General features: G+C 38.0%; 12 protein-coding genes and 1 riboswitch. Of the genes, 6 read left to right on the top strand and 6 right to left on the bottom strand.

What is annotated here, in order from left to right; all coding sequences use genetic code 11:
* Window positions 1-87: 87 nt before the first annotated feature.
* The 3 genes from JOC86_RS08980 (at window position 88) to JOC86_RS08970 (ending at window position 5,145) form a co-directional block, all read left to right on the top strand.
* Window positions 88-1,731, top strand: a complete 1,644-nt coding sequence (locus tag JOC86_RS08980) for an SWIM zinc finger family protein (RefSeq protein WP_205170934.1) — start codon at window positions 88-90, stop codon at window positions 1,729-1,731.
* Window positions 1,724-4,552, top strand: coding sequence for a DEAD/DEAH box helicase (locus JOC86_RS08975; RefSeq protein WP_205170931.1), 2,829 nt, complete (start codon window positions 1,724-1,726; stop codon window positions 4,550-4,552). Before JOC86_RS08980 ends, JOC86_RS08975 begins: the two co-directional genes overlap by 8 nt.
* Before the next feature lie 140 nt (window positions 4,553-4,692).
* Entirely contained in the window at window positions 4,693-5,145 is a 453-nt protein-coding gene (locus JOC86_RS08970) for an SRPBCC family protein (protein ID WP_205170928.1), read from the top strand.
* A gap of 490 nt (window positions 5,146-5,635) precedes the next feature.
* Here the strand turns inward: JOC86_RS08970 and JOC86_RS08965 are convergent, their stop codons facing one another.
* The gene (locus JOC86_RS08965) at window positions 5,636-6,931 is read right to left on the bottom strand and encodes a glycosyltransferase family 2 protein (protein ID WP_205173456.1); all 1,296 of its coding nucleotides are present in this window, start codon (window positions 6,929-6,931) and stop codon (window positions 5,636-5,638) included.
* Between the two features lie 354 nt (window positions 6,932-7,285).
* Here JOC86_RS08965 and JOC86_RS08960 point away from each other — a divergent pair, with 354 nt between their 5' ends.
* On the top strand, window positions 7,286-7,918 hold the full coding sequence (locus tag JOC86_RS08960; RefSeq protein ID WP_205170925.1) for a GGDEF domain-containing protein: 633 nt from the start codon (window positions 7,286-7,288) through the stop codon (window positions 7,916-7,918).
* A 185-nt stretch (window positions 7,919-8,103) separates the two neighbouring features.
* Here the strand turns inward: JOC86_RS08960 and JOC86_RS08955 are convergent, their stop codons facing one another.
* Together JOC86_RS08955 and ssb are read right to left on the bottom strand one after the other, a co-directional pair.
* Window positions 8,104-8,292 carry a hypothetical protein gene (locus tag JOC86_RS08955; RefSeq protein ID WP_205170922.1) on the bottom strand — a complete coding sequence of 63 codons (189 nt, stop codon included), beginning with the start codon at window positions 8,290-8,292 and terminating at the stop codon, window positions 8,104-8,106.
* 17 nt (window positions 8,293-8,309) lie between these two features.
* Window positions 8,310-8,678 (bottom strand): single-stranded DNA-binding protein, encoded by a 369-nt coding sequence (gene ssb, locus JOC86_RS08950; protein ID WP_205170919.1) that lies wholly within the window; start codon window positions 8,676-8,678, stop codon window positions 8,310-8,312.
* 261 nt (window positions 8,679-8,939) lie between these two features.
* Between ssb and JOC86_RS08945 the strand changes: the two genes are divergently transcribed.
* Both JOC86_RS08945 and JOC86_RS08940 read left to right on the top strand, forming a co-directional pair.
* Complete coding sequence (locus JOC86_RS08945; protein ID WP_205170917.1) at window positions 8,940-9,380, top strand: YwpF-like family protein; 441 nt, start codon at window positions 8,940-8,942, stop codon at window positions 9,378-9,380.
* Between the two features lie 83 nt (window positions 9,381-9,463).
* On the top strand, window positions 9,464-9,784 hold the full coding sequence (locus tag JOC86_RS08940) for a helix-turn-helix domain-containing protein (protein WP_205170915.1): 321 nt from the start codon (window positions 9,464-9,466) through the stop codon (window positions 9,782-9,784).
* 105 nt (window positions 9,785-9,889) lie between these two features.
* Here the strand turns inward: JOC86_RS08940 and JOC86_RS08935 are convergent, their stop codons facing one another.
* The 3 genes from JOC86_RS08935 to JOC86_RS08925 form a co-directional block, all read right to left on the bottom strand.
* A complete protein-coding gene (locus JOC86_RS08935) occupies window positions 9,890-10,024 on the bottom strand; it encodes a DNA-binding anti-repressor SinI (RefSeq protein ID WP_205170913.1) in 135 nt (44 codons plus the stop codon).
* Between the two features lie 34 nt (window positions 10,025-10,058).
* Window positions 10,059-10,152, bottom strand: a riboswitch (cyclic di-GMP riboswitch).
* A gap of 717 nt (window positions 10,153-10,869) precedes the next feature.
* Complete coding sequence (locus JOC86_RS08930; RefSeq protein ID WP_205170910.1) at window positions 10,870-11,208, bottom strand: helix-turn-helix domain-containing protein; 339 nt, start codon at window positions 11,206-11,208, stop codon at window positions 10,870-10,872.
* A gap of 200 nt (window positions 11,209-11,408) precedes the next feature.
* Window positions 11,409-12,080: an LPXTG cell wall anchor domain-containing protein gene (locus tag JOC86_RS08925; RefSeq protein ID WP_205170908.1), complete on the bottom strand. Its 672-nt coding sequence runs from the start codon at window positions 12,078-12,080 to the stop codon at window positions 11,409-11,411.
* Window positions 12,081-12,163: the final 83 nt, after the last annotated feature.

The raw sequence follows: 12,163 nt of genomic DNA, 5'->3' as shown, positions 1-12,163 counted from the left end.
GGTGGTGCTCTCCTCTTGGGTTGTGTTTTGGGTTATAATAATAGAATGAGCATTTTTAGTACGGTTACCGAAGAGGGGGGTTATGAAATGACGACTATGATGAGAGAGTTTGAGAGTAAGCTTGAACCGGTTAATCAATATTTAATGAAGGAAATGCCTGGCGATGAGGACGGCCAAAGGATTGTTCAAAAGGGATTACTTCTCTTTCGTCAAAATCTAGTCCGGAATGTCAAGGTCAAGGATGATCTCGTACTTGCTGAAGTACAGGATGTGACGACAGTGAAGGTTAAAATTGATCTTCATTTTCCTCTCCTAAGCAAATGTTCTTGTCCAGGGATACCATGGTGTCGTCATCGAATGGCCACCTTTTTCTCATTATATCAGCGGGTTAATCGTGTCAGTAACTGGGTACAGGACTGGCGCAGCCGAAAAAATCTTGACGACCATTCAACACAACCCAATGATCTTCAAGAGCTATTAAAAAAACACACTAAAACCGGTGCATTAAAAAAAGCCAGTGATCTTCTAAAAACCCAAAAAAGCCGTGGGAATTCCCCGGAAGAGTGGTGGAGCTTTCTTCATCAGCTTTTTGAAGAGTGGGATAAGGACTACTTCTATCGTCAATCGAACCTATTAGATCTACATATTCAAAATTTTTATCGCCGGCTAATGAAAGAAGCCCCTTTTGAACGTGAATGGAAGCCTCTTTATCAGATTTTTGCGTCCTTCTTTTTATTAGTCGAAATTGATCGTTTGCTGCTTTCCCTTCAAGGATCATTAAATAAAGAACAACAAGGTGCTTATGAGCTATTGGTCGATGAAATTTATGATGGGGTGAAGCAGCTTTCTGTTCACGCGCTTCCTTTCAGCTTTGACCCCTATGTCGATTTCTTAAAAAATAAAACCAGCGACCTTTCTACATCAGAAGAAAACAGTACATATGTAAAAGCAGAAATGTATCGCTTTCTCTGGTTCTATCTTTTTAAAAAGAAAGCTTGGAGACTTGAGGAAATGAAACGTCTGGAAGAAGCAGCACAGGATGACCTATTCCATCATGTCGCACTTCTTCATCAATATCTCATGCTTGATCAGCTTGAACCAGCTCAATCGATCATTAAAGCACATGGCGAGAAGCTTATTTCCTATTCAGATTTTTGGATTGAACAGCTTTTTTCAACAAAACGAAATGATACGGGCAAGTGGCTCCTTCAACAGCTGCTTCCCCACTTAAAGAGATATTTAAGCAAACAATCCGAATACGAGCAATCTCTCTTTAATCGATGGTTCCTTAGAATCATCCCGCTACATTGGATGATTGAGCATGAAAATCGTTTATTAAAAGAAATCCTATTAGCCCTCTTGCCATTCAGTTTCTATACATTCAATGAAATGCTGTTAGATTCGAAATCCTATGCAGAATGGGTCGAGCTCCAGCAGTTTATTGGGTACGATCTTCGTGATTTAGATGGTCTCGGGTTAAAAGAGGTAACAAAAGTAGCACCAGAATATACCCTTCCCCTCTATCATGTAGGGATTGATCATTACCTGTCTCAAAAAAATCGAGAAAGCTACAAACATGCGGTAAAGTATCTCAAAAAACTTCGTACCATCTACCGAAAACTAAAAAAACAAGAACGTTGGGAAATGTACTTTAATCATATTCTTGAGAAAACAAAGCGTCTTCGTGCCTTTCACGAAGAGTGCAGAAAGGGTAAGTTAATCGATGCTTAAGACAAGAACCTTAACCATCCATGTAAAAAAAAATGATGATACTACCTTTTTCCTGTGGGGGGAACATGAGAATGGGGATGTCGCTCCTCCTAGTGAGTGGATCAAGCATCTCTTTATTTGGCATGAAGAAAGTTACTATGGAACAACTGTCACAAGTGTCAAAAACATCGATCGCATCCCTGGAGTCATCGTGACTAGCTGGGAGCTTGTCACTCTTTTTTCTAAAGAATCCTTCAGTCATTTAATTGAATGGTCATGGGACGATGCGGCACAGCATTGCTTTGCCCTTTCCCCCATTCTTCATGACAGTATCCTTTCAGGCAACTGGATCCCAAGGTTTGATGACCTGACCGATCGTGGAATGTCCTTTCAAGTCCCTGATGAAGTCTGGGACAATTTTAACAGCGAATTTTGGAGTGAGAACATTGATACGGGTGAATCTCTTCACTCTTTTGTTAATAGCTGGTTTCAATCGGCCATCTATCAATTTTTAGGTTCAAATGAATCCAATGAAACCTTTAAAAAATTGCAGAAGCTTCAAAACAGCTCCCTTACATCAGAAGAACTTCATGAATACTTTGATGAGGAGCATTGGCGCAAATGGACGGGTCTTGAAGAAAGTCATGTGCCTTTTTCTGTTGGATTGCGTATCACCGAACCACAGGATGATGCTGAACCATGGAAGCTCGAAACGATTTTACGAGATAAAAGGTCTTCTGACTACTACTCTCTTCAAGAAGATACGATTCCGCCTAAATGGAAAAAGCACCTTACTGCTGTTGAAGATGAGCAAGTGCGACTTATGAAGATGATGCCTTTCTTTAAGGATGTTGATGGAAGCTTTCGGACATCACTTAATGAAAATGATGCTTGGGATTTCCTGACTATTCTGAGTGAAAAGCTCGTAGATCTCGATATTGATATCTACTTACCAACATGGTGGCAGGCGATGAAGGATGCCCAATTAACAGTGAAAGCAAAAGTGAAATCTCATGACACAAGCTATCGCCCATCGTTTGTCGGGTTAAATGCGATGCTCGATTTTGATTGGCGGCTAACGATGAATGGGGCTGAACTATCTGAGGAAGATTTTCAGCGATTAGTGGATGAACAAAGGCGACTTGTAAAAATCCGTGGTCAATGGATGAAGCTTGACCCCGCTATGGTTCGCCGAATGCAAGCATTAATGAACCAAGCAAAAGAAGAAGGTCTTTCCCTAAGGGATCTACTCGAACAAGAACTCACACCTCCAAACGAAGAGGAGCAAGAAGGTTCTGAAGAAGATCACGATCCGTTTTCATATGTAAAAATTCAAATTGAACTTAATCGTTCCTTGAAAAAATTTATCCACCAGTTAACCAATCTATCGGAGATTCCCATGAGGTCTGCACCAGATGGATTTATTGGAGAACTCAGACCCTATCAGCTTCAAGGGATGAGCTGGATGCTGTTTTTAAGAAAATACGGTTTTGGCGGCTGCCTGGCAGATGATATGGGTTTAGGGAAAACGATCCAGCTGATAACCTATTTACTTCATGTAAAGAAACAAGAAAAACCTAGTCAGCCTGCCCTTATTATTGCTCCGACCTCTGTTCTCGGAAACTGGCAGCGGGAGATTGAAAAATTTGCACCGGAGCTAACGGTCGCTCTCCACTATGGGGCAAATCGAAGCAAAGGAAATCATTTTGATCACGCCTATAAAGGAGTCGATATTGTTCTCACTTCCTATGGTCTTTCTCATATTGATTTTGACGACCTCTCAGAAGTCACATGGAGCACGATTGCTTTAGATGAAGCGCAAAACATCAAAAATGCAAATACGAAACAATCACGGGCGATTCGGAAATTGAAAGGACAACATCACCTCGCCTTAACCGGGACTCCGATGGAAAACCGGCTATCCGAGCTATGGGCGATTTTTGATTTCTTAAATCACGGTTATCTTGGTGGCTTTACACAGTTTCAGAAGAATTTTATTGTGCCAATTGAAAAAGAAGAAATGGAATATAAAGTGAAAGAACTTCAGGCCAAGATTCGTCCATTTCTTTTAAGGAGAACGAAAAAAGACCCTGAAGTTGAGCTGAATCTTCCTGATAAAATCGAACAAAAAGAATACTGTGCGTTAACATCCGAGCAGGCTTCTCTATACGAACAGCTTATCATGGATACCTTTGAAAAAATCGAAGAACTTTCCGGTTTTGAACGAAAAGGATTAGTCCTGCAAATGTTAAACAAATTAAAGCAGCTCTGTAATCACCCTGCTCTTTATTTAAAAGAACCAGAGCCACCTAATATCGCCCTGCGTTCAGAGAAAATGAAAAAGCTTCTAGAGATTATGAATACCGTCACAACCGAAAACGAAGCATGTCTTATTTTCACGCAATACCTTTCAATGGGCGAAATGATTCAAAAGGTTATTGGCGAACAGTTCGGCATCGAAGTCCCATTTCTTAACGGTAGTATGCCCAAGCAAAAGCGCGATGAACTTGTCGATCAATTCCAAGCTGGGGAGTTCCCTGTTTTCCTTCTTTCCTTGAAAGCGGGTGGAACGGGACTAAACCTCACAGCCGCTAATCATGTCATCCATTATGACCGCTGGTGGAATCCAGCAGTTGAAAATCAAGCAACAGATCGAGCATACCGAATCGGGCAAAAACGCTTTGTTCATGTGCATAAACTCATCGCCTCTGGCACTTTAGAAGAAAAAATTGACGCTATGCTTGAGAAGAAACAAGCCTTAAACGACGAAATCATTCAAAGTGACCAATGGCTAACAGAGCTTTCGAATCAGGAGCTTCATCATTTGTTGACGTTAGAGTAAAGATTAAGGGGCAGTCCCACCAGGGGGCAGGAATCACTATGATATAGAAGATGTTTTAGTGTTTCTTCTATATATGGAAGCCGTGTTTCCGAACAACTTGGTTGGAACAGCCTCTTTTTCTCATTAAAAGGAGAATACTAATGCCTACAATTAAGTATCAAATCTACATTAACGCCCCCATCGAACATTGTTTTGATCTTGCTAGAAATATCGATATTCATACTCAGACTGTTCAGCATACAAAGGAAAAAGCAATTGGCGGAGTTACTTCAGGACTCATTGAGGAAAGAGAGACCGTTACTTGGGAAGCTGTACATTTTGGGATTAAGCAGAGACTGACGGCTCAAATTATTGAGATGAAGAAGCCAGATTATTTTGTTGATGTTATGGTGAAGGGAGCTTTCCACTCTTTTCATCATACCCATCAATTCGTAAAAAAACAGGATGGTACGTTAATGGTCGATATTTTCCATTATAAGTCTCCACTTGGACCCATTGGGGTTTTAGCTGATAAACTGTTTTTAGAGAAGTATATGGAAAGGTTTATTATATTTCGTTCAAAAGAATTAAAGAAGATAGCTGAAGGTTCATAACTTAACCAAAGGGCTGTCTGATAAGTAAATTTTTTACTATCAGATGGCTATTTCTACTTATAAATAAGGTTTCTTTTTTAAATTATTCAAATTCCAAATCTATTCGGACGGCACTTCACCAAAAAAAAATCACCCTAATTAATGTATTTTGCGATAGTTTTCGGCGAATTTGTTATTCCTTTTTTGGATTTCCTTTATTGTTCATACGATTAGTCATTCCTGCTAAGCCCAGCTCAGCATTTTCCTTGAATTGAATGGGGAATGCACAACATTTTGATTATATGCATCAGAATGACTAGTAAACGCACGAGAATCTGATTTTATGCATAACTTCTAGAAAAAAATGCACAAGATTCCAAATTTATGAACATGTTAATGATTGAGGAACATATCATATGATATTACTAATAACCAGGGCTGTCCTAGAAGGCGTATCTTCTCTCAATGAAGATTCCAGTTCCCTTTTGGGACGGCCTCTTTAAAATATTTCCTATTTCCATATTCGTTGAAGCTTAAATGCTTCTTGCAGGTACCCCCAAACCGAGACAGGTGCCATCAGCATTTGATAGCAAAGAACAAAGAGAAAAAAACCAATGGTATTCTTCCGCACTCGCAAATCGAGGTCATTAAATACGCTTTTTTGGTACCGGTAAAGGATGCCGTAGCTGATTAGAGTTAATGGCAGCACAAGCAAAGTCATCGGTCCGACAATCCAGTAAAAGCCAAAGAACGCTAGAATCAGACCCGGCAGCCAAGAAAATGTGTATGTTAAATCCATATAAGGCATGATCAAATTGATCCCTGTTAAATATTTGGAGAAAATAGCAGGTTGCTGCCATGGTTTTGTTTGTTTCAGCGCTTCTATCATCCCCCTTGCCCATCTTGATCGCTGCTTAATAAAATGTGGCAGTGTCGTTGGGACATCTGTAAAGGCTACGGCCAAAGGTTCGAAATAGACCTTCCAATTTTTCTGAAGAAATTTCCATGTTAGAACAATATCCTCTCCAATAGCATCAGGCCAGCCTCCAACCTCTTCAACTGCCTGCACTTTATAAATGCTATAAGCTCCTTGAGCGACAAGTGTTCCTTGGTAAAGCCCTTGTAATCGTTTAATCGATGCAATGCCTAAAAAATAGTCCCATTCTTGTATCCTTGTGAGGAGATTTTGACGACTATTTCGTACCAGTACTGAGCCAGCGACTGCACATACTTGTTCGGGAGCACTTTCCATTCGTGCGACCAGATAACGAACGGCTGATCGATGTAGTAGGGTATCGGCATCTAAAGTAATGACGAAATCAGTACTCACATGTTTAATCCCTGTGTTTAAAGCATTGAATTTCCCGGGATTCCCTTCATGTATCACCCGGAGATCAAGCATTAGCTCCTCTCCTGCTCTTAAGGCAGCCTCAACCGTATCATCCGTTGAACCATTATCGACAACTACAACCTTAATAGGAACAGTGTAATCTTGGTGATATATATATTTTAAGGTATTCGCAATATTATCAGCCTCATTACGGCAGGCAATTAAGATTGAAACCGGGATTTCCGGCCACTTATTTTTAAACTCTGGCTGTCGGTCAAAAATTAAACTAATGACTAAAAAAGCATTAAGGTAACCAGGTACATAAGAAATTCCTCCTATTATGAAAATGGCACCTGGTGTCGTCACGATATTATTTAAATCGTTCACCCATGGAATCGATAAATAGATCGCTATCAGTGACCAAAGAATAGCCACGCCATGGCTAAGCCAAAATTTTTGGTGAACGGAAACATACATTGATTTTTCTGGACTTGGTGGTATAGGAATTCTACGAACATGTCTGGATACCAATTTCAAATTTTAATCTCCTTATTAACATAATGGCTACTAGGAAAATTATATTAATACCAATGATTCATTGTCTATATCAAATATTGGAATATTTTTTACTATATGAATTGGCTCCGTTTTCCCTACTCTTTTATAAGGGAATGGGCCATTGATTCATGCTATACAATCACCTTTACGAAAGAAATAGGAAAACTATTAAGACTCCTTCTAATTCGGGCATAATGAATACAACATTGTACTTTTAATGATTTATAACGTTATAATTGATTCACTTATAGGAAAAAAGTAAGGTGGGAGCTCATGAAATATAAGGGCAGATGGTTTTGTATACTATTTGGGTTCAGTTCATTTTTCATTTTTCAGTTAGGCGGTTTTTATTTTATTGGAGAAGTCTATGTCCAAGAATTTTCACTAAAATGTTTGCTCCTTATCCCATTCCTGTTGCTTACTTGGTTTATAGGATATCAATATGACAAAGTGAAGTTCTATGCAGAACAAGATTTTTTAACTGAAGTATATAATAGACGATATGTTTATACGATTTTTCCTAAATTAAAAAAGAGATACGCGTTTATCTATTTTCTGGTGATTGATATTGATCACTTCAAATATATCAATGATACCTATGGTCATGCTTACGGGGACAAAGCCTTAAAAGTACTTACAAATGTATTAAAAGAAAAAACGGGGAAAGAGGATATTATTGCGAGATGGGGTGGAGATGAGTTCATCATTTTATCTCCATCGGTTGGTAACCATAAAGACGTAGAACAAATGGTCCGGAACATGTTTGTTGCCATGGAGGATCAAAATAAGACCAGCACGGAAAATATCAGTATTTCTATCGGGTTTTCCAGGTATCCTGATGAAGGGCAGCAGCTGGAGGAATTGTTAAAACTTGCTGATGAAAATATGTATAAACACAAGGGATAAGAAATAAATCCGAAAATAAATGAAAGCTCCTACCAATAAAAAATTCCGGCCTAAGGAACGGCCGGAAAGCAGAGGTTAATCTTACGAGGTCAAATGTGAGGATTCATACTCTATTTTTATAAATGGTTTCAGAGGCAAAAGCGAGGCTGGTACAAAAAGTGTGAGTAATTCGAGCATTGACGGAATTAATGATTAATAAGTTTCAAGGTTGGGCTTTTTTTTAAGCCGTGAGTGGTATTGGACGACGAAGATTCTTCGAGGAGCTTAACACGTTCAGCTAAAAATAAGAGTTCAACGTTTGCTCTTGCCAGCTTTCTGATTAAATCTTCTCCTAACCGCTCTAAACGGTCGAGACGCTCTTCTACAGATGACATGGTTCACCTCCTATGTACTAGAAGATTGGAATTTCCATTTCTTTTTCCTTCTTTTGCTGTTCCGGCGGTTTTCCATCTAAGAACCGAACCGATTCTGCTACAACTTCTGTGATGTAAACACGTTTTCCCTGTTCGTTATCATAGTTGCGTGTCTGAATACGACCTACGATTCCAAGGACAGATCCCTTTTGGCAAAATTTTGCCGTATTTTCAGCAGCCTTACTCCATAATGTACAAAGAATAAAATCTGCATCAAATTGACCATTTTGATTCTTAAAACGGCGGTTCAATGCAAGGGTGACATTAAGAACGGGCTTTCCATCCGTTGTATGACGCAGATCAGGATCTCTCGTTAAACGTCCAACGATAGTGACTTGATTAATCAATGAATGTATCTCCTCCTTTCTTAACCCTATCTTAATAGCTCAAAACCACGATGTAAAATTAAGGGAATGATATTATCCCACCTGCCCCCCCTCCTAAAACTTCTTTGTCTATTGGTGAAAACCAAATTTTCATTCTGTTAAAGATAGGAATAACTTTTTTTAAACAAAATGAATTTTTTTCGGCAAAAATAAAAACGCTTATTATGCCATATAGACAGGCTATGGTATAATTTTGATAACCTATTAAATGGAGGATCGTTCATGAAAACATTTAAGGTCATTACTCTTCAAATTGTAAATCATGAGGAATTAAAAGACATTGAGATTCTGGACGGTTTAATTATTAATAAAGAAGATGAAAAAAGTACATGGTTGATTGAAGCATTAATGCCAAAATCCTACTACGACTTTTTCCGTGAGTCACAACAAAGTGAGAATGACATTGAAGTTCAAGTCGTTATTTCTCAAAAAGCCAATGACCCGGCTGCTTTTATGACGAGTATTCGATGTATTAAACAAATGGATGAGCATCTAAGTATCCTATTTGAAGGAAAATTAAAAAAGCAACGGAATGAATACGCTGAGCTTTTATTGGATGATCTTATTCAACAAGGCTTTATTGGTGAAACACTTTCACAAGAGTTCCGTAAAAAAATGAAATCAAAACCTCGGTTGGCTGCCGCTCCAAAATCCAGATCCTAAATTGTTCTTAATACGAAACGAATGTGAACATATGATATACTTAGGTTAACATTATTATTGTTTTTTATAAGGGTGTGTGAAACATGATCGGGGAAAGAGTGAAAAAGCTTAGACAGGAAAGAAAGATGTCCATGACAGAACTTGCGGACAAAGCCGGAGTAGCTAAGTCCTATTTAAGCTCAATCGAAAGAAACCTTCAACAAAATCCGTCTGTTCTATTTCTTGAGAAAATTGCAGGGGCTCTTTCTGTACCAGTAGATGCACTGCTTCATGATTCCGCGGATGAACAACATATCGACTCTGAATGGATCAAAATCGTGGAAGAAGCAATGGATTCAGGCATTTCCAAAGAACAATTCCGTGAATTTATTGAATTTAATAAATGGCGTTTAGAAAAAAAATAAAGGGTCCTGGAACCGCATGGATTTTAAATATCAGAAGATGATTTTAGGCTTCTTCTAACTATTTAAAATGGTTCCTGACACCTTGTTTTGGAATGCCTTATTTTTTTATTTGTATGCCATTTTATATTCTGGTAGGTTTTTAGTCTCTAAATATTCTCTAATCTCTTCCTTCGTAATTCCTTCTAGTAATGCTTCCTTGATTAGTGCCACCCATTCTAGATCTAGTTCCTTTTCTCCCACAAACAATACCTCCCAAAATACTCATCAGTATTTTTTAGGCAATCCAGCCGTCATAGTATTATGTAGTGATATACCGTAGACCCGTGACTTTGCGTCCCCACTTTTCAGTAAGTTTGCCTTTGTCTGATTGTTTTATTCCTTTGTCCTATACCTATTATACTAAGTTGGCAAACCAATATTTGTTAGTATATGTCTATTTTGGTAATTATTTTTTCCGCTTTTTCTAACAAATATATCCAACTTGTGACACTTATTATTCAGTATAAACGATTTCAACCCAGATTTTTATCGTACTTTGTCGAAAAACAAAACAAATTTTATTTAAGATTACGATTATATGTATTGAGTTTTTTCTTTAGAGGAATCACAAGCTCATTGATCTGTTTATAACTATTGGCCTGGTAAAATGGTGCTTCAGTGAGGTCATTTCCACATATTGGACAATGCCATTTTCCGATTTCGGTGCTACTGAATGATGAGCGGGTGCAGCGGGTACAGGTTTTTTTGTACATGGGAGGTCCTCCTTACTTAATCGATCGAATTCTGGAATAGGTAAAATAACACGTTATTTGTTCTTTTTTAAGAACGTCTAATTTGAGTATATGCTAATATCCCTTTACTTTAAAACCTTATAATTCTTATTAACTTCGTAATTAAGAACATTTTACTTCTATTCTCTCTGTTTTTCTTACAATATCTAACTATTTTGTTTTTAATAAGGAATTTTTTGTTCCATATAATGAAATAACTATGTAGGGGTATATGGATCAAGCATTTGGAGTTTAAGGAGGTAGTATAATGTAACATAAAAAAGTAGGCTATTTAAATGTTAAAAGTTTATAAACTTAATAGAGATCGTTTTTATTTGACTGCTTCCACAACTCATAATGAAAAAATTCACGAATTTCTTCCTTCTGGATGCCTATCCTTTTTGCCTTCATCATTAATTCGATCCACTCTTTATCCAGCTCTTGTGAAATCGCTTTCATATTTATGATATTCTCTATCGGGACTTGTAAAGCCCTAGAAATCTTTTCTACTGCTTGTATGGAGGGATTTGTTTTTAAACTTTCAATATTACTTAAAAAGCCTTTCGATATTCCAGCCATTTCCGCTAGTTTTGTAATACTTAACCCACTGTCTTCTCTTAACTTCTTAATTCGTTTTCCAAGTTCCTGACACATGGCTCTAACATCCTTTTCGTGTAACAGTCGTTACTATTCTAGATTACTTGATTGGTACGTTTTATAGGTTAAGTCGTAGTGATTAGAAATCTAAGGTATATTGATGCCCTAATAACCTTCTTGTTTCAGTTCATCGCAGTTTTATCCAGAAGTTAATATATTCCATTTATACTCAAAAGAAAAGAGGTAAACTTGATGGGTTAACCCCTTTTCAGCTGATATTTCATTTTTGTATGTCGAACAATCAATATGACACCTGTAGTCATGATAAGGAATCCAATGACTGTTATCAGTAGTGGATATGCTTCCCCTGTATTCGGCAGTGAACCTGTGAGTTTACCAGTGGACTGTCCTGGTGAATCATTCGGAATGATGGGATCATCCGCTCCAACCCCAGTGCCAATGGTTGTAAACTGAAAGGCTACCTCTGTCTCAAGCCCTTGAAATTCATTTCCCAATTGAGCCGGAAATTCGATCGTAAATTTAAGGTCTTCCTCAGTAAAATGCGATAGGTACCTTGGAGCTACTCCTTTAAAATCACTTAAAGTTCCACTATATAATGTCTCCTTTGAATTTTTCACAATGAGCCTTAAGTTTTCATAAAGCTTCTTTGACCCTGATTCATGTTTCGCGTTCATTTTGTATGTGAAATTTTGATTTCCTTTATTCTGGATGGTTAAGGTTCTATTAGCCCAATCTCCTGGTTTTAACTGATCAATAGTAAAAAGATAATTGCCTGGCGATAAGGAAAGATCAATTTCTGGAGTACTTGTATCTGCACCTGTTTTTCCAATAGGAAAGAAAATCACAGTAGTGAGCAGCAACATACAATAGATCCCCATTAACATCTTACGCTTTGAGCTCTGTTTCATAAGTCACCTCTCATGATCGATAGTTTTAGAGGTTTTTTATAAAAAAAGGTGGGAGCCGTGATTCCCACCTCAAGTGTTAGTAC

The organism is Rossellomorea pakistanensis, from assembly GCF_016908495.1.
GTDB classification, from domain to species: domain Bacteria; phylum Bacillota; class Bacilli; order Bacillales; family Bacillaceae_B; genus Rossellomorea; species Rossellomorea pakistanensis.
Note: the sequence above shows the minus strand (reverse complement) of the source record. Positions and strands in the feature narration are given on the sequence as shown.

Coding starts and splice junctions, on each gene's coding strand:
- JOC86_RS08980 (WP_205170934.1), top strand. CDS start 88: ATGACGACTATGATGAGAGAGTTTGAGAGTAAGCTTGAACCGGTTAAT.
- JOC86_RS08975 (WP_205170931.1), top strand. CDS start 1,724: ATGCTTAAGACAAGAACCTTAACCATCCATGTAAAAAAAAATGATGAT.
- JOC86_RS08970 (WP_205170928.1), top strand. CDS start 4,693: ATGCCTACAATTAAGTATCAAATCTACATTAACGCCCCCATCGAACAT.
- JOC86_RS08965 (WP_205173456.1), bottom strand. CDS start 6,931: ATGTATGTTTCCGTTCACCAAAAATTTTGGCTTAGCCATGGCGTGGCT.
- JOC86_RS08960 (WP_205170925.1), top strand. CDS start 7,286: ATGAAATATAAGGGCAGATGGTTTTGTATACTATTTGGGTTCAGTTCA.
- JOC86_RS08955 (WP_205170922.1), bottom strand. CDS start 8,292: ATGTCATCTGTAGAAGAGCGTCTCGACCGTTTAGAGCGGTTAGGAGAA.
- JOC86_RS08945 (WP_205170917.1), top strand. CDS start 8,940: ATGAAAACATTTAAGGTCATTACTCTTCAAATTGTAAATCATGAGGAA.
- JOC86_RS08940 (WP_205170915.1), top strand. CDS start 9,464: ATGATCGGGGAAAGAGTGAAAAAGCTTAGACAGGAAAGAAAGATGTCC.
- JOC86_RS08930 (WP_205170910.1), bottom strand. CDS start 11,208: ATGTGTCAGGAACTTGGAAAACGAATTAAGAAGTTAAGAGAAGACAGT.
- JOC86_RS08925 (WP_205170908.1), bottom strand. CDS start 12,080: ATGAAACAGAGCTCAAAGCGTAAGATGTTAATGGGGATCTATTGTATG.